The 21,866-nt window shown below is 62.5% G+C and carries 13 protein-coding genes; 8 read left to right on the plus strand and 5 right to left on the minus strand.

What is annotated here, in order from left to right; genetic code table 11:
• Positions 1-10 precede the first annotated feature (10 nt).
• Positions 11-1,135 (minus strand): OpgC family protein, encoded by a 1,125-nt coding sequence (locus tag BLR26_RS09145; protein WP_093380087.1) that lies wholly within the window; start codon positions 1,133-1,135, stop codon positions 11-13.
• Positions 1,136-1,396: 261 nt separating this feature from the next.
• On the opposite strand from BLR26_RS09145, the gene BLR26_RS09150 reads away from it, so the two are divergent.
• From BLR26_RS09150 to BLR26_RS09160, 3 genes are read left to right on the plus strand one after another with little or no spacing between them, the layout of a single operon-like run.
• Positions 1,397-1,771, plus strand: a complete 375-nt coding sequence (locus BLR26_RS09150; RefSeq protein ID WP_038999075.1) for a GtrA family protein — start codon at positions 1,397-1,399, stop codon at positions 1,769-1,771.
• A complete protein-coding gene (locus tag BLR26_RS09155) occupies positions 1,768-2,733 on the plus strand; it encodes a glycosyltransferase family 2 protein (RefSeq protein ID WP_093380090.1) in 966 nt (321 codons plus the stop codon). The genes BLR26_RS09150 and BLR26_RS09155 overlap by 4 nt, the downstream gene beginning before the upstream one ends.
• A complete protein-coding gene (locus BLR26_RS09160) occupies positions 2,720-4,246 on the plus strand; it encodes a glucosyltransferase domain-containing protein (RefSeq protein WP_256326708.1) in 1,527 nt (508 codons plus the stop codon). Before BLR26_RS09155 ends, BLR26_RS09160 begins: the two co-directional genes overlap by 14 nt.
• A gap of 12 nt (positions 4,247-4,258) precedes the next feature.
• Here the strand turns inward: BLR26_RS09160 and BLR26_RS09165 are convergent, their stop codons facing one another.
• Entirely contained in the window at positions 4,259-5,878 is a 1,620-nt protein-coding gene (locus BLR26_RS09165) for an FMN-binding glutamate synthase family protein (RefSeq protein ID WP_093380093.1), read from the minus strand.
• A 201-nt stretch (positions 5,879-6,079) separates the two neighbouring features.
• Between BLR26_RS09165 and BLR26_RS09170 the strand changes: the two genes are divergently transcribed.
• Entirely contained in the window at positions 6,080-6,343 is a 264-nt protein-coding gene (locus tag BLR26_RS09170; protein ID WP_045197685.1) for a type B 50S ribosomal protein L31, read from the plus strand.
• Here the strand turns inward: BLR26_RS09170 and BLR26_RS09175 are convergent.
• Positions 6,336-10,664, minus strand: a complete 4,329-nt coding sequence (locus tag BLR26_RS09175) for a DEAD/DEAH box helicase (protein ID WP_093380095.1) — start codon at positions 10,662-10,664, stop codon at positions 6,336-6,338. The two genes, BLR26_RS09170 and BLR26_RS09175, sit on opposite strands and share 8 nt — an antisense overlap.
• A 118-nt stretch (positions 10,665-10,782) precedes the next feature.
• Here BLR26_RS09175 and BLR26_RS09180 point away from each other — a divergent pair, with 118 nt between their 5' ends.
• Entirely contained in the window at positions 10,783-11,196 is a 414-nt protein-coding gene (locus BLR26_RS09180) for an NUDIX hydrolase (protein ID WP_045197688.1), read from the plus strand.
• Positions 11,197-11,218: 22 nt separating this feature from the next.
• Entirely contained in the window at positions 11,219-11,857 is a 639-nt protein-coding gene (locus tag BLR26_RS09185; protein WP_045197690.1) for a LysE family translocator, read from the plus strand.
• A 3-nt stretch (positions 11,858-11,860) separates the two neighbouring features.
• Here BLR26_RS09185 and metR read toward each other — a convergent pair whose 3' ends face one another.
• Positions 11,861-12,778 (minus strand): transcriptional regulator MetR, encoded by a 918-nt coding sequence (gene metR / locus BLR26_RS09190; protein ID WP_045197692.1) that lies wholly within the window; start codon positions 12,776-12,778, stop codon positions 11,861-11,863.
• 110 nt (positions 12,779-12,888) lie between these two features.
• On the opposite strand from metR, the gene metE reads away from it, so the two are divergent.
• Positions 12,889-15,198, plus strand: coding sequence for a 5-methyltetrahydropteroyltriglutamate--homocysteine S-methyltransferase (metE, locus tag BLR26_RS09195; RefSeq protein WP_093380098.1), 2,310 nt, complete (start codon positions 12,889-12,891; stop codon positions 15,196-15,198).
• 42 nt (positions 15,199-15,240) lie between these two features.
• Here the strand turns inward: metE and BLR26_RS09200 are convergent, their stop codons facing one another.
• Positions 15,241-20,652 carry a dermonecrotic toxin domain-containing protein gene (locus BLR26_RS09200; RefSeq protein WP_143013264.1) on the minus strand — a complete coding sequence of 1,804 codons (5,412 nt, stop codon included), beginning with the start codon at positions 20,650-20,652 and terminating at the stop codon, positions 15,241-15,243.
• 201 nt (positions 20,653-20,853) lie between these two features.
• Between BLR26_RS09200 and BLR26_RS09205 the strand changes: the two genes are divergently transcribed.
• A complete protein-coding gene (locus BLR26_RS09205) occupies positions 20,854-21,846 on the plus strand; it encodes an alpha/beta fold hydrolase (protein WP_093380104.1) in 993 nt (330 codons plus the stop codon).
• Positions 21,847-21,866 lie beyond the last annotated feature (20 nt).

The following is a 21,866-nucleotide window of genomic DNA, read 5'->3' on the forward strand; positions in this document are numbered from 1 at the left end:
CCTGCGCGAATCAGGTAGCAACCGCCCGCATCGGCTGGGTCAGGCGCTTGTTGAAGTCCAGCCAGGCGCCGAGCAGGGCCATGATCGCGACGCCCACCAGGGCGGTGAATACCTGCATGGCAAAGGCATCGCCGGCCATGGCATTGATCATGTCCGCCAGCGGCGCCAGCAGCACCCCCAGGCAGAATACTTCAAGCGAATAGCGGCCCATGCGCCCGGTTTGCTGCGCCAGCCAGTTCTGCGTCCAGCCGCTGCCGGGCAGCAGCTTGGCGGTGACGTAGGCCAGGGCCAGGAAGTGCAGCAAGCGCACCGGCGACAGGTCGGTCTTGCTGATCGGGTACAGCAGGTTGTTGAGGCTGGCCGGCATCCACGCATCGTGAATCTCTGGCCAGCGCCAGGACAGGGTAATGATGCCGGCTGTCAGTGAATAGGCGGCAGCTGCCAGGAACAGTGGCTGGCGGCGCAACGGTCGGGTTTGTGCTGGCCGCGCCTGCTGCCCGTACAACGCCGCGGCGCCGCCCAGCACGAACAGGAACTGCCAGGTGACCGGGTTGAAGTACCACACGCCATCGGAAAAATTCGCCAGGTTCCAGCCCATGCCGGGGGCCGCCAGGTACACCGCCATCGATACACCGACCACCGCCAGGGTGTTGCGCATCAGCAGCCCCAGCCCCAGCGCCAGGCCGGCCAGTAGCACGATGTACAGCGGCAGCGGGTCCATCAGGTTGGGTTTGAAGCGCAACAGCAGCTCGTCGGTCAGGGCTTGCTGAGGGTTGGTGACGAAGTGGGTAAGACCCATTTCCTGGACCAGGTCGCGAGTTTCTACATGGCTGTTGGCAAAGAACACGATGCCCATCAGCATCGCCAGCAGGAAGATATGCACCACATACAGCACCCAGGTGCGGCGCAGGATTTTCACGCAGGCGATCAGATAACCGTCGCGCTGCAGCACCTTGCCGTAGGCCAGCACTGCAGCGTAGCCGGCAAGGAAGACGAAAACCTCGGCGGCATCGCTGAAGCCGATGTTACGCAGGGTGATCTGGCCTAAAGGGTTGTGGGGGACGTGATCCCAGAAAATGAAGATCAACGCCAGGCCTCGAAAGAAATCGATGCGCGGGTCGCGTCCGTTAAGCATGGCAGCGGGCTCTTGAACAGTGGGTTTAATAGTGACAGGCAGACGCCGGCAAAAACACGCGCCGCACGTCGGGCGGGGGGCAGGGTGGCGGTATTGGCAGCGAATTGCAAAAGTTGCGTATTACCGGATGTCTCGATTGTCCCTTGAGCAACAGACCGTTGGTCGTAAATCGTCCGTTCCTGTCATTAGTATCAGTAGACGAACCGCCAATGGCGTGGCCTGCTGAGCCCAGGCGCAACGGTCAGCGAGGCGTGACAGGCAATGGCCAACATATGGAAAGGATTTTCCACCTACAGCGTAATTGGCATCGCCAATACCCTGGTTCATTGGCAGCTGTTTTTCGTCCTGCGGGTCGAGTTCGACCTGAGCCAGGCCCTGAGCAACCTGCTGGCGTTTTGTGTTGCTGCGAGCCTTTCCTACTACGTCAATGCGCTCTACACCTTCGCCGTGCCGCCCTCGATCGGCCGCTACCTGCTGTTCATGCTGTGTCTGGGCACGGTCAGCCTGGCGGTGGGTTGGCTGGGCGACCACTGGCGGCTGCACGGGATGATCACGGTAGTGAGTTTTTCCCTGATCAGCCTGACCTGCGGCTTCCTGCTGGCCAAATGGCTGGTGTTTCGCGGGGCCGAGTCATGAACGTCTCGCTGATCGTGCCGGTGTTCAACGAAGAACAGGCGCTCAGACTGTTTTACCAGGCTGTGCGTCAAGAACCCTCGTTGCAGGCACACTGCATTGAAATCGTCTTCGTCAACGACGGCAGCAGCGACCGCACCGCCGAAGTCGCCCGTTCGCTCGCGCTGGCGGACAGGGACGTGGTGCTGATCAACTTCTCGCGCAACTTCGGTAAGGAACCGGCACTGTTCGCCGGCCTGGAGTACGCCAGCGGTGACGCCGTGGTGCCCATGGATGTTGACCTGCAAGACCCGGTAGCGGTGGTTGCGCAGTTGATCGACGCGTGGCGCGACGGTGCCGACGTGGTCCTGGCCAAGCGTCGGGATCGCTCCAGCGATGGTTACCTGAAGCGTCGCAGCGCCTCGCTGTTCTATCGTCTGCTTAACCGTATTGCCTACACCCATATTGAAGAAAACGTCGGCGATTTCCGCCTGATGGACCGCAAGGTGGTGGACGTGATCAAGACCTTGCCCGAGCAGCAGTTGTTCATGAAGGGGGTGCTGTCGTGGGCGGGGTTCAACGTCGCCATCGTCGAATACGACCGCGCGCCGAGGGCGGTGGGGCGCAGCAAGTTCAACGCCTGGCGGCTGTGGAACCTGGCGCTGGACGGCATAACTTCGTTCAGCACCTGGCCTTTGCGCTTGTGGAGCTACGTCGGCGCATGTATCTCGTTGTTGGCGTTGCTGTACGCCGGTTACCTGGTAGTGGACAAGCTACTGTTCGGCAATGAGGTGCCCGGATATCCGTCATTGATGACAGCGATACTGTTTCTGGGCGGGGTGCAACTGATCGGTATCGGCATATTGGGGGAGTACATCGGCCGTATCTACATGGAGGCCAAGCATCGACCCCGGTATGTGGTCAAAGAGATCGTCAGGGCCAATGGCACGAGCTATCGAAAGGGGGCCAAGCGTGTTGGCGAGTGAACGGGTGTTAAGCCCCCAACAGGTGCTGTTGTTTTTTATTGTTCTGTCCCTGGCTTACGTGTTTCCCATTGTTCATGCCGACTACGCCTATGTGGATGACAACTGGCGGGCGTTGCTGCAGGCCCAGGACGCCTGGCGCAATCAAGGCAGAATTCTGCTCGAGTGGCTGTACAAGGTACTGACCTTCAGCCAGGCAACGATCAATATCTTCCCGATGCCCTTGCTGATCAGCATTGTTGCCCTGGCCATGGCCATGGCGCGCCTGACGTTGTGGCTGTTTCCTCGCCCCGGGATTACCAGCTGCCTGGTGATCCTGCCAGTGCTATGCAATCCGTTTTTCCTCGGCAATCTGACCTATCAATACGACGGTCCGGGGATGGTGCTGGCGCTGGTCGCGGTGATCTATGCAATAACCTGCCGGGTTGAACATCGCACTATTCGCACGCTGCTGGCGGCCCTGTTGATTGCCGTAACGCTGAGCCTATATCAACTGAGCATCAGCCTGTTTATTGGCTTGTGCATTGTCGAGTTCATCCGCGGGGTAAGAGACAAGGTTGCGCTCCAGGCAGTGCTGGTGATGCTTGTGGAGCGGCTTGTGCAACTGGTAGTCGGTGGCCTGATGTATTTTCTTACCGCCTACCCACTGGCTGTCGATACCCGCGGCAGCCACCTGCCCGTTGATCAGCAGTGGCTCGGTGTGGTGTGGCAGAAGTTGTGCGTCTCAATGCAGATGCTGGGCTTGCTGATGGCCTCTGCGGGCAATGTGCTGACGCTTGCCCTGCTATTGGGGGCAGGTGCCGGTTTTGTATTGCTCATGGGAAACATTCGCCAGATGCACGGGCGGCCGTCCGCCAGGTTTGGCGTTGCGCTGCTGTACCTGCTCAGCCCGGTGGCCCTGGTCTGGAGTGTGCCGGGCATGATGCTGTTTCTTGCCGAGCCCAACCTTGAGGCTCGAAACTTCATCGGCTTTTCGCCAGTGCTGGTTTTACTGTTGTTGTTCAGTCACGAGTTGCTGGGGCGGGTCTGGCCGGGATTGCGCTGGCTGTTGATCTTGCCAACGCTGTTCATGTTTGCCTTCAGCTATGCCTATGGCCAGGTGATCATCGCCAAGAAAGAACTTGAATCAGCCATGGCGCACTACATTGCCAATGACCTGGTATCACGCAGTGAGCTGCGCGACGTAAACAGGTACAACTACCTGAGGGCACCCGGTGACGGTAACTGGTTGCCCAGAGGACATGGCGCCATCACCCACATGCCGCTACTGAGATACATCCTCAGCGGCTCCAATTCGGTGTTGCATGCGCAGTTTTTTCCCCGGCTGGGGATCAATAATGTCATTGGCGGTGAACGCTCGGACTTTGAGCGGTTGGTGGCGGCAGGGGGCGTGGGCGCGCCGCTGGTGGACAACCGGTTCTATTCGATCTACGTCACCGGTGAGCAGGGCTTCATTGTCATGAAGCCCATCCTGGAAGATGAAAACTACAATCACAACTGGCCCCGCGTCCCCTAGCGTTACCGATCTTCAGGCCGCCGCCACCTCTTGCGGCTCGAAGCTGTCCGCCCGCGCCATCTGCCACATCCGCGAATAGAACTCGCCGTTGACCTCGCCGTTGAGCAATTCACCCGGCTTGAGGAACACATGCATCTGCGAGAACAGCTTGATCTCGGTGGCCGAGATGCGCCGCACCAGGTGCTTGGCTTGCAGTTGCGAGGGGTGATCGAGGCCGGCGGCGGCGAGCATTTCAGCCAGGGCCTTGAGGGTGTTGTGGTGAAAGTTGTGCACCCGCTGGGCCTTGTCGGGCACTACCAGGGCGCGCTGGCGCAGCGGGTCCTGGGTGGCAACGCCAGTCGGGCACTTGTTGGTGTGGCAGCTTTGCGACTGGATGCAGCCGATGGCAAACATGAAGCCGCGCGCCGAGTTGGCCCAGTCGGCGCCGATGGCCAGGACGCTGGCGATGTCGAAGGCGCTGACGATCTTGCCGCTGGCGCCGAGCTTGATCTTGTCGCGCAGGTTCAGGCCCACCAGGGTGTTGTGGACGAACAGCAGGCCTTCGCGCAGTGGCACGCCGATATGGTCGGTAAACTCCACTGGCGCCGCGCCGGTGCCGCCTTCCTTGCCGTCGACGACGATGAAGTCAGGCAGGATGCCGGTTTCCAGCATGGCCTTGGCGATGCCCATGAACTCCCAGGGGTGGCCGAGGCAGAACTTGAAGCCCACCGGTTTGCCACCCGACAGTTCACGCAATTGGGCGATGAACTGCATCATCTCGATCGGGGTAGAGAACGCGCTGTGGCGTGACGGCGAGATGCAGTCTTCACCCATCATTACCCCGCGGGTTTCGGCGATTTCGCGGGTGACCTTGTGCTTGGGCAGGATGCCGCCGTGGCCGGGTTTGGCGCCCTGGCTCATCTTGATTTCGATCATCCGCACTTGCGGGTTGCGCGCCTGCTCGGCAAAGCGCTCGGGGTCAAAGCGCCCGTCCGAGGTGCGGCAGCCAAAGTAGCCGCTGCCCAGTTCCCAGGTCAGGTCGCCACCGTGCTCGCGGTGGTAGGGGCTGATGCTGCCTTCACCGGTGTCGTGGGCGAAGTTGCCCAGCTTGGCCCCCTGGTTCAGGGCACGGATGGCGTTGGCGCTGAGTGAGCCGAAGCTCATCGCCGAGATATTGAACACCGACGCCGAGTAGGGCTGCGTGCACTGCGGGCCGCCGACGATTACCCGAAAGCTCGACGGGTCGCTGAGCGGCGCCGGGCGCATGGAGTGGCCGATGAACTCGAAACCGGACTGGTACACGTCGATCAGGGTGCCGAAAGGCTTGTCCGAAGCTTCGTTCTTGGCCCGCGCATACACCAGCGAGCGCTGCGCCCGGGAAAACGGCAGGGCATCGCTGTCGGCTTCAAGCAAGTACTGGCGGATTTCCGGGCGAATGCCTTCGACCAGGTAGCGGATATTGCCCAGGATCGGGTAGTTGCGGCGCACCGCGTGACGGCTTTGCAGCAGGTCGCCAAGGCCGATCAGGCTGAGCACGGCGGTCACCAGGGTGAACGGCCACAGCCATTCGTGGTGGAGGAAGGGCAGGCTGACCAGGGTGAACAACACACAGGCAGCGAAGAAGGCGTAGCGGCTGAGAAGTGACAGGCTCATACGGTTTCCTTGCGATGGCACGGTCAGGCTCAGGGCCTGGACAAACCCCGACCTTAGCCCGGTTGGGGTTTCCAGCGCCAGCCCGCAGCGCGCAAGGGCTGCAAGCTTCATCTTGGAATCGAAAATCATTTGTATTTGCGAGCAATTGATATGTTATATAGTATCAGCTCTTGTTCGTTCATTTTCCCAAGAGGCTTGACCATGAAACCCGGCATTCACCCCGACTATCGCCCCGTGCTGTTCCACGACACTGCCGCCGATGTGTACTTCCTGATCGGCTCGACCGTCGACACTGACCGCAGCCACACCCATAGCGACGGCAAAACCTACCCCTACGTGGCCCTGGATGTTTCCAGCGCTTCGCATCCGATCTATACCGGCCAGCAACGCAAGACCACGGTCGAAGGTCGGGTGGCCGGATTCAACAAGCGCTTTGCCGGGTTCGCCGCGCCGCAGGTCAAGTGACCAGAGCAGCATCGCGGATCAGGCGCTCGCGCCATTCGCCATGCGCCGCCAGTTCATCTTCTGCATTGAACTGGAGTTTGCCGGCAATCAGCGTCGCCACCGGCACACCATCGCGATAAAGCAGGCGATTGCCGCTGACTGCAGGCACCTTGCTGCCCGGCAGCAGGGTGCCGACCAGGTTCAGCGGGTCGCTGGCGCTGATCGCCACCAGGCTGCCATCGAGCGGGCGCCGGCGCACTTCGCGTAGCAGTGCCACGGCCTCGGGCAGGGCGAACTGCTCGCCGGCCAGGCCGCTGATAAAGCGCCCGCCACGGATTTCGCCGCGGGCTTCCAGGCGGTGGTAGCAGCGCAGCAGCTCGCGCCAGCTGGGCAGCCAGTCGGCCTCGCGATCCAGCAAGCGCCAGCACATCACGCCATAGCGGCGCAGCAAGGTGCGGGCGATGTGTTCAAGGTCCTCGTCACGCTTGGCAGTGGGTTTGCGCAACAGCGCCCAGCGCCCGGCGTCTTCCATACCGCCGAACAACGGCCCGCGACCGCGGCGATGGCTACGGCCCTGGCGTTTGCTCGCCGGGGTAATCAGTGCACGCAGGCCGGCAAAGCTGTCGGCGCTGATCAAACCGGCGGCCACCAGCTCTTGCAAGGCGTTTTCCAGTTCGCTGGGCAGCAGGTGGGCGTCGTGCACCAGCTCATCGAAGAACAATGCGCCGTGTTCGCTCAACACCGTGTGTACGCGTTGGGCACGCAGGCCCAGTTCGCTGCTGTCCAGCGCCGGGCTCAGGGCCCGCCACAAGCCCAGGCGGGGGCGTGGCAACAGCACCAGCGGCGTGCTGCGCAGGGTGCTCGCCGCGGCGCTCGGGGCCAGGCGCGCCCAGGCATATTTGCCGGCGCGGCAGGCTTCGTCGAGCCAGCGCGGGCTGTAGTCCTTGAGCCGGGTGGGCAGCAGGTCGCTTTCCCAGGCCGCCGCCGCTGCGGGGTAACCTTCGAACTGATCGAGCACGGCGCTCAGCGCGGCCTGGCCTTGCAGGCGCGAGCCGGGTGCCAGGTGCTGCCAGTCGAACAGAAAGCGGGTGAAGTCCTGCAGGCTGACCGGTTCAATTTCCCGGCGCAGGCGCTTGATGGTGTAGCGATGAATCCGCGCCAGCAGGTGCCGTTCGCACCATTGCAGCGCTTGCTGGCCCGGTTGCTGGTTCGGTTGCTGATTTGGTTGCTGATTTGGTTGAAAGTAGTACCCGCGCATCACGTAGCCTTCGCCTTCCAGGCGGGCCAGGGCCTGCTCGATGGCGCTGACCGGCAGTTGCAGCGGCGCGGCAATCTGCTCGGTCGTCAGCGGGCCGAAGCCGCTCAGGCGTGCGCGCAGCAGCTCGACCAATGCGGCTTCGGCGTCCATGGCCTGATCAAAGCCGGGCAGGGCGCTGACGTCGGGTGTCAGGGGCGCGTTTGGGTACAGGGCGCGCAGCAGCATCAGGCGTTCGCGGGCCAGCCACAATGCTTGGCCACCGCTCAGTTGCAGGCGGCAGGCGCGGCCTTCATTGCCCAGCGCCGCCAGCCACTCTTGCCAGCCGTCATTGGCCTCGGCTTCGGCCTGGCTGATGCAGGCCAGGCTCATCAGAGCCTCATGCATTTCATCGCTGCGGGTGGGCGTCGGCCACGCCTCGCTTTGTACGGCGGCGATGGCCTGCGGGTCGAGCGCGCCGAGGTCATCGCTGCTTTGCGCCTCGTTCCAGCGGCGATTGAGTACGGCCTGGGTGCGTCGTTCTTCTAGCGGCGCATCATCCAGGAAGGTATAGGGCCGGGCGTTGAGAATGGCCGAGGCCAGCGGCGAAGGCGCGGGCAGGTCACGGGCAATCAGCGTGATCTGGCCGTGTTCGATACGCCGCAGCAGCGCCAGCCAGCCTTCGCTGTCCATGGCTTCGTGCAGGCAGTCGTCGAGGGTCTGCTCGACCAGTGGGTGATCGGGAATCTGCCGCTCGCCGGCGAGGTTTTCCAGGCAGGCAATCTGGTCGGGGAACACTGCGGCTATCAGGTCTTCGCTTTTCATCCGCTGGATTTGCGGCGCCACCTTGCGCCCGCCGACAAAGCGCGGCAGGGCCAGCGCGGTGCCGGCATTCCAGCGCCAGCGCACGCCGAACAGCGGCGCATCGAGCAGGGCCTGGATCAGCACCGCCTCGGCGCTGTTGCTGTGCAGGTAACGCCAGACTTCTTCGAGGGCAAAGCTGTGGCTGGCCGACAGCGACAGGACAATCGCATCTTCGCTGGCCGCCGCCTGCAGCTCGAAGTTGAAGGTACGGCAGAAGCGCTTGCGCAGGGCCAGGCCCCAGGCGCGATTGATGCGGCTGCCGAACGGTGAGTGGATGATCAGCTGGGTGCCGCCGGACTCGTCGAAAAAACGCTCCATCACCAGGGTCTGCTGCGAGGGCAGGGCGCCGAGCACCTGGCGAGTATGGGCCAGGTATTCAAGCAATTGCTCGGCGCTGTCCAGGCCCAGGCTCAGCTCGGTCGTCAGCCAGTCGAGCAGCGGTTGCAACTGGCCGTCGGCAGCGCCCAGGCGCTGGTCGATCTCGCCTTGCAAGCGTGCCACGCCTGCCGACAACTCGTCACTGCGCCCCGGCGCTTCACCGAGCCAGAACGGGATGCTCGGCGGCAGGCCCTTGGCGTCCTCGACCCGCACCCGGCCGCTTTCCACGCGCAGGATGCGGTAAGAGGCGTTGCCCAGCTGGAAGATATCGCCAGCGATGCTTTCCACCGCGAAGTCTTCGTTGACCGTGCCGATGTTCAGGCTCTGCGGTTCGAGCACCACGCTGTAGTCGGCGTTATCGGGGATGGTGCCGCCGCTGGTCAGCGCCGTCAGTTGCGCGCCACGGCGCCCGCGCAGGGTACCGTTGACCGCATCGCGGTGCAGATAGGCGCTGCGGATACCCTGGCGACCATTGAAGCCTTCGCCGAGCATGCGCAGCAGCGCCTGGTAGTGGCCTTGATCCAGCTCGGCGTAGGGCATGGCCCGGCGCAGGCAGTCGAACAGCGCCTGTTCATGCCATTCCTGGCTGCTGACTTCGGCGACGATCTGTTGCGCCAATACGTCCAGCGGTGCCTGCGGCACCTGCAGGCGATCGAGCTCGCCGCGCCGTACGCAATCGAGCAACGCTGCGCATTCGATCAGGTCATCGCGCGACAGCGGGAACAGCCGGCCCTTGGGCGTGCCTTCGACCTGGTGCCCGGAGCGCCCGACTCTTTGCAAAAACGCGGCAATCGAGCCGGGCGAGCCAATCTGGCAGACCAGCTCGACCTCACCGATATCGATGCCCAGCTCCAGCGAGGCGGTGGCTACCAGGACCTGCAGCTCACCACGCTTGAGCCGTTGCTCGGCGTCCAGGCGGTACTCCTTGGCCATGCTGCCGTGGTGCGCGGCCACGGCGTCGCGGCCCAGGCGTTCACTCAAATGGCGGGTCAGGCGCTCAGCCAGGCGCCGGGTGTTGACGAACACCAGGGTGGTGCGGTGCTCGCGGGCCAAGGCCGCCAGGCGATCGTAGACCAGGCCCCAGACATCCGTGGCCATCACCGCGCCAAGCGGCACCGGCGGCACTTCCAGGCCCAGGTCGCGGGGGCGGGCATGGCCGATATCGACAATCGCGCACTCGCGCCCCTGGCCCACCAGAAACTGCGCCACGCGCTCGACCGGGCGTTGCGTGGCCGACAGGCCGATGCGCCGCAGTGGCCGCCCGCACAGCGCTTCAAGGCGTTCCAGGCTCAGGGCCAGATGGCTGCCGCGCTTGTTGCCGGCCAGGGCGTGGATTTCGTCGACGATCACCGTGTGCACGCTGGCCAGGCCCTGGCGCCCGGAGGCCGAGCCGAGCAACACATACAGCGATTCGGGGGTGGTCACCAGAATATGCGGAGCCTGGCGGCGCATGGCTGTGCGTTCTTTTTGCGGGGTATCGCCGCTGCGCACCGCCGTGCGGATTTCCAGCGGCGCCAGGCCTTGCTCGGCCAGTACCGCGTTGATCCCGGCCAGCGGCGCCTGCAGGTTGATCTGGATATCGTTGGACAGCGCCTTGAGTGGCGAGACGTAGACCACCTGGGTCTGGTCCGGCAACTGGCCGGCGGCCAGGCCCTGCACGAACAGCTCGTCGAGGATGGCCAGGAAGGCAGTGAGGGTTTTGCCCGAGCCGGTAGGCGCTGCCACCAACAACGATTGCCCGCTGCCGATCAACGGCCAGGCCCGGGCCTGGGCGGCGGTGACCGTCGGGAACTGGCGCTCGAACCAGGTGCGGACCGCGCGGTGGAAGGCGTCCAGTTCCGGGTGCTTGCAGGCGGGTAGGTTCATGGCCTGTTTATGCGGCCAATGGCGCGGGCTTGCAAGGGGCGTTCGTCAGACCGGCCCAGGATTGAAAGGCACCTGCCAACATGTGATCCTTGCGCGCTTTCCTGTTCACGAGCGTCCCATGAGCAAAACCATCCGCATCGCCGCCGCCCTCCTGCTTGACCCGCAAGGCCGTACCCTGCTGGTGCGCAAGCGCGGTACCCAGGCGTTCATGCAGCCGGGCGGCAAGATCGAGGCCGACGAGCAGCCGGTCAGCGCCCTGGCCCGCGAGCTGTTCGAAGAGCTGGGCCTGGCGATCGAGGCGCAGGACGCCGAGTACCTGGGGCAGTTCAGTGCCCCGGCCGCCAACGAGCCGGGTTTTGTCGTCCAGGCCGAGATTTTCAAGGTGCACACCGCCATGCCGGTCGAGCCTGCCGCGGAAATCGAAGAGGTGGTCTGGGTCTCGGCGCGCAAGCAACTGACCCTTGAGCTGGCGCCGTTGACCCGGGACTTGATTCTGCCGCTGTACCGGCAGTTAACTACAGCACCTGCCTGATCTCACTTGCAAAGGAATGCCGATGATCCCCACCCATGAATGGCTGCTGTTTATCGGCGCCGCGCTGCTGATGGTGCTCACCCCCGGGCCGAACATGATCTACCTGATTTCCCGTTCGATCTGCCAGGGCCGCATGGCTGGGGTGACGTCGCTGCTGGGGGTGGTCGGCGGCTTTCTGGTGCACATGACGGCCGCAGCCATTGGCCTGACTGCTTTGTTCATGGCCGTGCCGCTGGCCTACGACCTGCTCAAGTGGGCGGGTGCCGGCTACCTGCTGTGGCTGGCCTGGCAGGCGGTCAAGCCGGGTGCCCGTTCGCCGTTCGAGCCTCGCGAGCTGGCGCCGGACTCACCGCGCAAACTGGTGTTGATGGGTTTTCTGACTAGCGTGCTCAACCCCAAGGTGGCGGTGTTCTACCTCTCGGTGCTGCCACAGTTCGTCTCGCCGGAAAACGGCTCGGTGCTGCTCCAGAGCCTGGCCCTGGGCCTGACCCAGATCGCCGTAAGCTTTTCGGTCAACCTGCTGATCGCATTGTTCGCCGCCGGCATCGCCGGTTGGTTTGTACGCTACCCGCTGTGGCTGATGCTGCAGCGCTACGTGATGGGTTTCGTCCTGGCCGGCCTGGCGTTGCGCCTGGTGCAGGAGCAACGCCGGGCCGTGTAAGGCTCAGCGTACCGCGCTGACGCCATCGAGGGTCGAGAACGAGGTGTCCTTGGCGGTCAGCAGAAAATCGCGCATGTACGGCGCATCGAGCATGTCGCTGCGCACCGCCGCGTAGAGCGTGGCGAACAGGCCTTTCTCGCCCAGGCGCTTGGCCTTCACGTAGCCACGCGAACTGTACTCGTGCAAGGCCCAGTGCGGCATGCCGCAGACCCCGCGGCCGCTGGCCACCAGTTGCATCATCATCACCGTCAATTCGGCCGTGCGCACCTGCGCGGGCTCGACGTCGGCCGGCTCCAGGAAGCGGGTGAAGATGTCCAGGCGGTCACGCTCTACCGGGTAGGTGATCAGGGTCTCCGTGGCCAGGTCTTCCGGCACCATGTACGGCTTGTGCGCCAACGGGTGCTGGTTGGCCACGGCAAGCATGGCTTCGTAGGTAAACAGCGGCACGTAGGTGATGCCGCTGAGCTCCAGCGGGTCGGAGGTCACCACCAGGTCGAGGTCGCCGCGGGCCAGCGCCGGCAGCGGGGCGAAGGCAAAGCCCGAGGCCAGGTCCAGTTCGACCTCCGGCCAGGCATCGCGGAACTGGTCGATGGTCGGCATCAGCCACTGGAAGCAACTATGGCATTCGATGGCCATGTGCAGGCGCCCGGCAGTGCCGCCGGCCAGGCGGGCGATGTCACGCTCGGCGCCGCGCAACAATGGCAGGGTGGCATCGGCCAGCTGCAGCAGGCGCAGGCCGGCGCTGGTAAAACGCAGCGGCTTGGTCTTGCGCATGAACAGCGGCATGCCCAGGCGCTCCTCGAGCTCCTTGAACTGATGGGACAGTGCCGACTGGGTCAGGTGCAGGCGTTCAGCGGCCTCGACCAGGCTGTCGGCTTCGCGCAAGGCGTGCAGGGTTTTCAGGTGGCGAATTTCCAGCACCGAGGGGCTCCATGAGTAAACTTTGAGATGAACACGAATTTATTGAGTTTGTCTCATGTTGGTCTGACTGTCGACAATAGCGTCATCTTTTACAGGGAGGACGTTTTCTCATGGCACTGGCCCACAACCTTGGTTTCCCGCGCATCGGCGCTGACCGCGAACTGAAAAAAGCACAAGAAGCCTACTGGAAAGGCGATCTCGATCAGGCCGGCCTTGAAGCCGTTGGCCGCGAACTGCGTGCCCGTCACTGGCAGGTGCAGAAAGACGCCGGGATCGAGCTGCTGCCGGTTGGCGACTTTGCCTGGTACGACCAGGTGCTGACTCACTCGCTGACCTTCGGTGCAATTCCCGAGCGCTTCGCCCAGGTTACCGGTGATAACGGCCTGCCGACCCTCGATACCCTGTTCGCCATGGCCCGTGGCGCCAGCACCTGCTGCGGTGCCAGCCACGGCCAGACGCAATATGCGCAAGAGCTGACCAAGTGGTTCGACACCAACTACCACTACCTGGTCCCGGAATTCAGTGCTGACCAGCGCTTTCTGCTCAGTTGGGAGCAACTGTTCGAAGAAGTCGCCGAAGCCCAGGCCCTCGGCCACGCGGTGAAACCGGTGCTGATCGGCCCGCTGACCTACCTGTGGCTGGGCAAGGCCAAAGGCGGCGAGTTCGACAAGCTCGACCTGCTTGAGCGCCTGCTGCCGGTGTACGGTGAAATCCTCAGCCGCCTGTCGCGCCAGGGTGTGGAGTGGGTGCAGATCGACGAGCCGATCCTTGGCCTGGACCTGCCGCAGGAATGGAAGAACGCCTTCGAACGTGCCTACCACATCCTCCAGTACTCGCCCCTGAAGAAACTGGTCGCCACCTACTTCAGTGGCCTGGAAGACAACCTCGGCCTGGCCGTCGGCCTGCCGGTGGATGGCCTGCACATCGACCTGGTGCGCGCCCCGGAACAACTGCCGGCCGTGCTCGATCGCCTGCCAACCTACAAGGTACTGTCGCTGGGTGTGGTCAACGGCCGCAACGTCTGGCGCTGCGACTTGGACAAGGCCCTGGAGCAGCTGCAACAGGCCCAGCAGCGCTTCGGTGCCAACCTCTGGGTCGCCAGTTCCTGCTCGTTGCTGCACAGTCCCGTGGACCTGTCCCGTGAAGACAAGCTCGATGCCGAGCTGAAAAGCTGGCTGGCCTTCGCCGTGCAAAAGTGTGAAGAGATCGCCGTGCTGGCCAAGGCCCTGGATACCCCGCACTTGCCAGCAGTACAAAACGCCCTGAGCCACAGCCGCGCGGTACAGAAAAGCCGTGCCGAGTCGCCACGCATTCACAAGCCGCAGGTCCAGGCGCGCCTGGCCGCCGTCACCGCTGCCGATAGCCGGCGTCAGTCGGCCTTCGCCCAGCGTATCGAAGCCCAGCGTCAGCGCCTGCAACTGCCGGCGTTCCCGACCACCACCATCGGTTCTTTCCCGCAGACCTCGGCGATCCGCCTGGCGCGTCAGGCCTTTAAGCAGGGCAAGCTCTCGGCCAACGATTACACCGATGCCATGCACAGCGAGATTCGCCATGCCGTGCAGGTCCAGGAGCGCCTGGGCCTGGACGTGCTGGTGCACGGTGAAGCCGAGCGCAATGACATGGTCGAGTACTTTGCCGAGCAACTGGACGGCTATGCCTTCACCCGCTTTGGCTGGGTGCAGAGCTACGGTTCGCGTTGCGTAAAGCCTGCGATCATCTACGGCGACCTCAGCCGTCCGCAGGCCATGACCGTGGCCTGGATCGAATACGCCCAGCGCCTGACCAGCAAGGTCATGAAGGGCATGCTGACGGGCCCGGTGACCATGCTGATGTGGTCGTTCCCGCGCGAAGACGTGTCGCGCAAGGTCCAGGCCGAGCAACTGGCGCTGGCCATTCGTGACGAAGTGCAGGACCTGGAAGCCGCCGGCATCAAGATCGTGCAGATCGACGAAGCCGCGTTCCGTGAAGGTCTGCCGCTGCGCCGGGCGCAATGGCAGCAATACCTGGGTTGGGCGGTGGAAGCCTTCCGCCTGTGCTCAAGCGGCGTGCGCGATGAAACCCAGATCCACACCCACATGTGCTACAGCGAGTTCAACGATGTGATCGAAGCGATCGCGGCCATGGACGCCGACGTCATCACCATCGAGACTTCACGTTCGGACATGGAGTTGCTGGAGGCCTTCGAAGCTTTCGACTACCCCAACGACATCGGCCCGGGCGTCTACGACATCCACTCACCGCGGGTGCCGGACACGGCCGAGATGGTCAAGTTGATGAGCAAGGCGGTCAAGCGCATCCCGGCTGAACGCCTGTGGGTCAATCCGGACTGCGGCCTGAAGACCCGTGCCTGGCCGGAGACTGAAGCGGCACTTATCAACATGGTCGCGGCGGCGCGGCAATTGCGCAGCGAACTGGCGTAGAGCGCGAACCGGGCATCCTGTTCAAGGATGCCCGGTGTGGTTTCAGAAGAGGTTGGCGAAGACACGTTCGGCCAATGGCCGGCCCAGGTCACCTCGCCAGATTTGCACTTCTTCGATCTGGCTGCTTTGCCATTCTGTGCCCAGTTTGCGCTGGGCCGGTATTTTCAAATGGGCTTTGTCGAACTCGGCAAAGCGCGGCTTCTGCTTGTTGTAATGGAAGTGCGCATACCAGAGGGTACGTCGCGGTTGTTGGGTGCGATCATAGATGACGTACTCCTGCAGAAAGTCCGGACGTCCATCGGGGCGTTTTCTTAGTTCCACAAGGCCGCCAACCTTTTCGATCTCCACCACACCCCGTTGATTCTCTAAGTACTCAAGGTGGCCGCCGTTAGGCTGTTTGGTTTGCAGAATTTGCTGGACGCGCAGTTGACGTCCATCGTTCACCAGCTGTCTTGCGGCTTCGCGCAGTTCGTTGATCAAGTCGTCGGTGGGGCTTAGGCGTTCGATTGTGTTGGCGGCAGCATTCAGGTCGTCGGCCCGTTTGAGCATCAAGTCCTCAAGGCTGGCGGGTTCCAGATTTTGAGTGGCATAACCATCTACTTTGTTGCGAAACGCAGAGGATCCGTCGAGAAACTTGCGTGCCTCGGAACGGCTTTGTGAAAGCGACGGTTGACTGGCTGAACCTGCGGACGTGTCGGGGTTTTGCAGGATGAACTTACCGTCGGCGCCTTGAATGTAGATTTCGTCACGGCCATTGATACCCGTGAGCGTGTAGGTGTTGCGCTGTTGTGTGGGAGTACCAATAAGGTAAAGGTCGTCAGTGGTCTGAAACACCCGAGCGCTTGTGGGCTGGTTTTTCGGCACGGTTGGAAGATTTTCGGTGGGTGTATTCAAGTAGCGGCTGTAGTAATTGATGCTGTCGTCGAGGCGACTCTCTAGTACCTTTACAACAGCGGCGTCGAAGTACTCATCATCGCTGATGCTCCAGTAGCGCAGATTGTTCTTGAAGGCTTGAAGTTCATCGACCCCTTGTTTGAGTATTGCACTGCGTTGCGCTCTGCTATGGCTGACCGAAGCAAGCTGGCTCAGGGCATAGAGCATCCGGTCAAGGCGATTGCGCGGTGCTGACAATTTTATCTGAAGATTGGCCCAGCCTAGGTCGAAACCGCTTAGCGGTTTACTGATCAACTCTTTGAGCTGGTCGATTCGCAGGCCGTTGAGCACCACGGGTGTGAGGGTATCGGTCACGCGATCGATGTCGCTGATAAAGTCCCTTCGGTCAATGCCCTGGGTGATTTTGAGTTTCCAGATCCTCATGTTGTCGAGATGGCGTGCCATCAGTTCAAGCGCTTCAAGAATGTTGCGGCGAAGGGGCAGAGCCTGATTTCTCTTCTGCGCCATTTGACGGGCAAGGGTGTAAAAAGCCTCTCCTGCGGTTCCGTCCGCCGCCAGGGTTTGCGGGATTCTCTGGACCAGTCTGTTGACCTCCAGGCCGATGTTCGCTATTTCGGTATTAATAGACTCGATGCGTGTGATGGCGTTGTTCAATCTGAGGTGGTAACGGCTGGTCAGCATTTTCGCTGTGACGCTCATTTGATCTTTTGTTGCCTGGGCATTGGAGCGGGTTGCCAGTGCCAGGAAGTCTTCGTAGGTTGTGTACAGCGCAATTGCGTCCTTGATGTCCTTTTCGAGCTCTTGTTCTGTGACAGCGAGCCCTTGGCGGTGTTTGTCATTGACTCTGCGTGTTTGCAGTTGAAAGGCTTCACCGTCTGACCTTAACTTGTTTAAAAGCCTTTGGTATTGGCGCTGACGTACATCCGTCCATGATGTCGGTAGCCGCTCGCGAATCGCCGCCGGCCAGTACGGTGCCAATACATCCGCCAGATGCCCCAGTACCTGGCCGCCGCCTGCACCGCCGCCGCGCAGGTGCACGCCATACAGCGCGAAATGGGTGTCCCACTGGCCGTTTTCATTCAGCGCGATATTTTTCCGCCAGGTCTTGAACTGTGTGCCACGCAGACGCCAGGTGTGTTCCGTCTCCAGCCATTGCACCTGGCAGGGGCGGTCGCCCACCAGGATGAAGTCGCCTTTGGCGTGCTGGTAGATGCCTTTGTACTTGCCGTGGCGCCCCGGCTCGATCCCGGCCAGCGACAACGGCGTCTGGTATTCGTAACCTTCAAAGCGCGACAGGCGTTGGGCGCTGCCGGGCGCAAAGCCCGCCGCCGGGCCTGCTTGCAACAGTTGCAACTGACGCTGGCGGGTCAGCTGACGGGCGCTCAGGGCCTTGAGGGGCAGGCCGGGCGCGAGGTCGATGGCAGCATCGACGAAAGCCAGCAGCACTTGTTGCAGCGCCTCCAGCGCCTTGTACACCTCATCCTGGCGCAATGCGCTGACCAGTCGGGCACTGGCTTCAAAGAAGTCGTAGACGGCGACGACGGTCCCGATTACCGGAATGAAGCCCAGCGCCATCTTGATGTAGTTAAAGATCATGCCGCTCTGGTAGGCGAAGTTTTCCAGCCACAGGTCGCGGTTCGAGCGCGAGGTGGCGCGATGGGCTTCGAGAATGCGGCCACCCTGGGCGTCGAGTAGGTGCTGGGCCAGTGAGGTGGTCGAGGGCCATGTCGTGCCCAGGCCAATAATGCCGTCGAAGCGATGTTTGATGGCCTGGCGCATCCGCGATCGGTGTGCGTCCGGGTTGCCCAGCAAGGCGCGCCCGGCCAGGTAGTCGATTTCGCCGCTCTGCTTGCTCAGGTCATACAGCCCGGAACGGGCCGCTTCCAGGCTGCTGTACTGGCGTACCAGGCGGGTGGGATGCTCGGGTCGGTAGAGTACGGTGATGCCGCTGTTCTGATCGCTGATGAAGGTGACCCCGGACAGCGTAGTGCCGTAGCTGTCGGTGTCTTCGCCGCCTGCGGTCAGCCGGGCAGAAATCAGTTCAATATCATGGCCGTCGGCTTGGTAGGCCGCTTTGCTGTCGGCGTCGATGGCGATATTGAAGATCGTCTGGCCCCTGTCGTCCAGCTCGCCCTTGGCCCTGGCCTGGGCGCTATGCATGATGAGCATCTGGCGGAAAGGTTCACCCAGGCATTGACGCCGATAGGCCCGGGAAAAAGCGCCTTCGTGAGTGCCCCGATACGCCTCGGTGATCTTGTTTTCGTATTGCTGGGCCAGGTCAAGGTCGGTGGCCAAGCCGCTCAGGTAGGTTTTGTCGATGCTGTCCTTGAGCTGTTGAACAAGCGCCTGATTCGATGTGTTGAGCTTCAGCTTGAGAAAACTCAGACGCTCTTTCATGGCCTCGTCGATGTTGTCCAGCAACAAGGCATCCAGCGTCAGGTCGACCCATTTGTTGCTGGCCTTGAGCGTCGGCTTGGTGGCAATGCCCTGGGGGCTGGTGCTGTCAACCACAATGGGCACCCACGAGGTGCTCTCTGGCAGGTAGAGGGTGATGGGGCTGTCGTCGTAGCCAGGGAAGTCCTGCTTCAGGCGTTGGCTGATGAGCTGGCGGCAGAACAGTTCGCGGTGGGGCAGGTCGCGGGCGACCAGGGCCTGGGCCCGGTGCATGGCCGCGATGAAGCCGAGGGTGCCGGCCTTGAGCATCGCGCGATCGCTGGCCGACAACTTGTCCAGCCAGTTCAGGGGAGCGCCCGTCAACGTGGCACTGGTTTCCTGTTCCTGGATCAGGTTGAACGCGTACTCGCGCGCGGCGTGGCGGGGGACCTGCAGGCGCCGGGTCAGTGCTTCTTTCACCGCCGCGGGCGCCTCCTCGGTGGTCAGCGCAGTCTTGGCCTGGCTTAAATGGTGGGCCAGAACCACGGCCAGGACATCGCCGGTCACCGGGCTTAGGCTCAGTGACTGCTCGCTCTGATCGTTGATGGCGAAGCAGCGGGTCAGTTCCGCTTGGTTGGCGCAGCGCAGCAGCCCGCCGGCTTCACCCGGCCAGTACAGCAGCAGGCTCTGCGGGTTGTCACCGTCCTGCAGGGTCACGACCAGGCAATCATTGAGGGTGGTGCTGGTAGAGATTTGGACGCCATTGTCCATCGACGTTGTGTTGAGCACTGGATGCGCCGCGACAATACTGGAGCCCAGGCGCGGGAAGGTGTCGGGTTGATCGAGAAGGCTTTCGAGCCACCTCAATTCTTCGTTATCGATTTGCCCCAGCAGGTTCTGAAAGCGCGCGTGGGCGCGCAAGCCGTGGTAATGCGCCTGGAGCAGCGCAGCATTGGCGGCGGGGGATTGCTCCTGGTGCCAGGTGTCGGCCTTCAGTTGCTGCTCAATGGCCTGTTCCGCTTGTTGGCAGGCATCGCCAAGAGTTTGCTGATGATCCTTGAGCGCTTGCAGATCGGTTTCGGCAATGCTGGCCATCAGTGCCCGCTGGGTGTTGATCTGTTGCAGGCGGATGGAATAAGGGATGTCGAGGTTCAAGCTGCCAAAGTCGTAGAGCGAACGCTGCGAGGCGTCTTCGCTGTCGGTTGATTCAAGGGCAGGCGGCAGGCTGAAGATGCTTGAACTGCGCTGCTGAGTATCGACCCAGTGGACCATCGACAGCGCAAGTTCGCCAAACTGGCGAATATCTTCGCCGGGCTTGAAGTCCAGCGCGCTCAAACGCTCATTGAGCAGGCTGTTGAACAGCGGGCTGAAACCGCCTGAAAGGCTGCCGTGGCTTTCATAGCTGACGCTGGAGACCGTGGCGCCAATGGCCGCCTCCAGGTCCGCCTGGGACGCGTGGGTACTGAAGCCGCTGTCGGGGCGATACAGCATCAGCTGTGGTTCGTCTTCGATTTTGAACAGCAGCGCTCCTGGCATTGCCTGTCCGTCTATCGCGACGGTCTGGATCTCGATACCTTGCTGGCTTTGCCATTCAGGGTTGTCGAGCACCTCTTGGACCGCGCGCTGCTGTTGCCTATCGAATTTGCCGGTTGCCAGCGCCACATCCCAACTGGCCTTGAAAATATCCAGGTACTGGTGCTGGGCATGGGTACGGCGGCTGACGACGGTATCGGCGGCCCGCGCTTGCCAGTAGCGATCCCACTGGCGTCGGACCGCTGCGGGAAGGTCCAGTTGCGCAAGCCTGGCGAGCAGTTGTGTGGGTGTCAGGCGCAAGGTCGGATGATCGGGGCCCTGAGCGGTCACCTGGGCGTGCTGGTCAAGATCAGCGGGCGGCTGGGGATACTGGCGCGTGTGTAGCGCCAGGGCGACCAGGCTGACATCGCTGTCGTGTGCATCGGAGATACGGAATCGCAGGGCAGTGCTCAGTGGATCGACACCCAGCTGTTCGCGTACTACGTCCTGTAGTGTCTGGTAAACGCCGGGTGCTTGTGCAAGCAAGGTGGTGAAAGTATCGCGGTGGTCTTTCCAGCGTTTGCTGGCATCTGCCAGCAACGCAGTGTCGTGGTTTATGACTGAAATGAAATCCACAGGAGAGTGAGGGGCGGGGACTTCTGGCAAATCGCTCATGGCGGTATCCCAAACGTGAAGTTATGGCCGGAAATGGCGTTCACATTGGGCGCGAGGCGTTGCCGCTAGATGCGGTACATAGGTACTGCGGATAACCGTCGGGCGACATTCATCAAACTGTCACGCAACTGTGGCAGCGCGCTTGAACGAATTTCATCAGACTCGCGCTCTACTGGGGATTTGCATTCTGGTGTTTCGCTCATGCGGGCTTTGGTTTTTTTTCTGGCGCTGATGTGCGCCATTCCTTCTTTTGCAGCGGCGCGTTGCGACGTCAACGTGCCCACTGAACGGGTCGAGCTGGCGCAGGTCAGCCTGGCTTACCAGAGCATCGGGCGTGATTCGGACCCGGTCTTGCTGCTGGTCATGGGCCTGGGCGGGCAACTGATCCACTGGCCCGATGAAGTGGTGGTGGCCCTGTGTCAGCAGGGCTTTCGGGTGATCCGCTACGATAACCGCGATGTCGGCCTGTCCAGCTGGAACCAGGCGCCAGACGACGCCAACCTGACCTTCGAAGTACTGCGCTACAAGCTGGGTTTGCCGGTGGCCGCGCCTTACACCCTGAGCGACATGGCCGAAGACGGCCTGGGGTTGATGGATGCCCTGCAGGTCGAGCGCTTTCATGTCCTGGGCGTGAGCATGGGCGGCATGATCGCCCAGCATCTGGCGGCGCTGGCACCGCAGCGGGTCGAGAGCCTGACCCTGATCATGTCCAGTTCCGGTGCCCAGGGCCTGCCGGCACCAAGCCCGGCGCTGGTGCAGTTGCTGGCCAGGCGCGGTGCGCCGAATCGCGAGGTGGCGCTTGAACAGCAGGCCGACTTGCTGGCCGCCTTAGGCAGCCCCGAGGTCAAGGATGATCGTCAGGCGCTGCTTGAGCAGGCCGCGATAGCCTACGACCGCGCCTTCAACCCCGAAGGGGTCAAGCGCCAGATCATGGCGATCCTCGCCGAACAGAGCCGGGTTGAGCTGCTCAACAACCTGCGCCTGCCGACCCTGGTGGTGCATGGCACCGCCGACCCGCTGCTGCCGGTGATGCATGGCGTACACCTGGCCGCGCACATCAAGGGCAGCCAGCTACGCCTGATTCCAGGCCTGGCGCATCGCTTTCAGGAGCAGTTCAAAGGGCCGTTGCTGGGTGCGGTGTTGCCGTATCTGAACACGCAGCGCCTGGCCGATACCCATGTGGCGGTGTATTGATACTGCTGCTGCCCTGAACA

This window comes from Pseudomonas sp. UC 17F4, from assembly GCF_900101695.1.
GTDB lineage: Bacteria > Pseudomonadota > Gammaproteobacteria > Pseudomonadales > Pseudomonadaceae > Aquipseudomonas.

Bases quoted from the DNA above. Each gene is read 5' to 3' on its own strand.
- BLR26_RS09165 (WP_093380093.1), bottom strand. From the start codon at position 5,878: ATGAGCCTGTCACTTCTCAGCCGCTACGCCTTCTTCGCTGCCTGTGTG.
- BLR26_RS09145 (WP_093380087.1), bottom strand. From the start codon at position 1,135: ATGCTTAACGGACGCGACCCGCGCATCGATTTCTTTCGAGGCCTGGCG.
- BLR26_RS09205 (WP_093380104.1), top strand. From the start codon at position 20,854: ATGCGGGCTTTGGTTTTTTTTCTGGCGCTGATGTGCGCCATTCCTTCT.
- metE (WP_093380098.1), top strand. From the start codon at position 12,889: ATGGCACTGGCCCACAACCTTGGTTTCCCGCGCATCGGCGCTGACCGC.
- BLR26_RS09150 (WP_038999075.1), top strand. From the start codon at position 1,397: ATGGCCAACATATGGAAAGGATTTTCCACCTACAGCGTAATTGGCATC.
- BLR26_RS09200 (WP_143013264.1), bottom strand. From the start codon at position 20,652: ATGAGCGATTTGCCAGAAGTCCCCGCCCCTCACTCTCCTGTGGATTTC.
- BLR26_RS09185 (WP_045197690.1), top strand. From the start codon at position 11,219: ATGATCCCCACCCATGAATGGCTGCTGTTTATCGGCGCCGCGCTGCTG.
- BLR26_RS09155 (WP_093380090.1), top strand. From the start codon at position 1,768: ATGAACGTCTCGCTGATCGTGCCGGTGTTCAACGAAGAACAGGCGCTC.
- BLR26_RS09175 (WP_093380095.1), bottom strand. From the start codon at position 10,664: ATGAACCTACCCGCCTGCAAGCACCCGGAACTGGACGCCTTCCACCGC.
- BLR26_RS09170 (WP_045197685.1), top strand. From the start codon at position 6,080: ATGAAACCCGGCATTCACCCCGACTATCGCCCCGTGCTGTTCCACGAC.
- BLR26_RS09180 (WP_045197688.1), top strand. From the start codon at position 10,783: ATGAGCAAAACCATCCGCATCGCCGCCGCCCTCCTGCTTGACCCGCAA.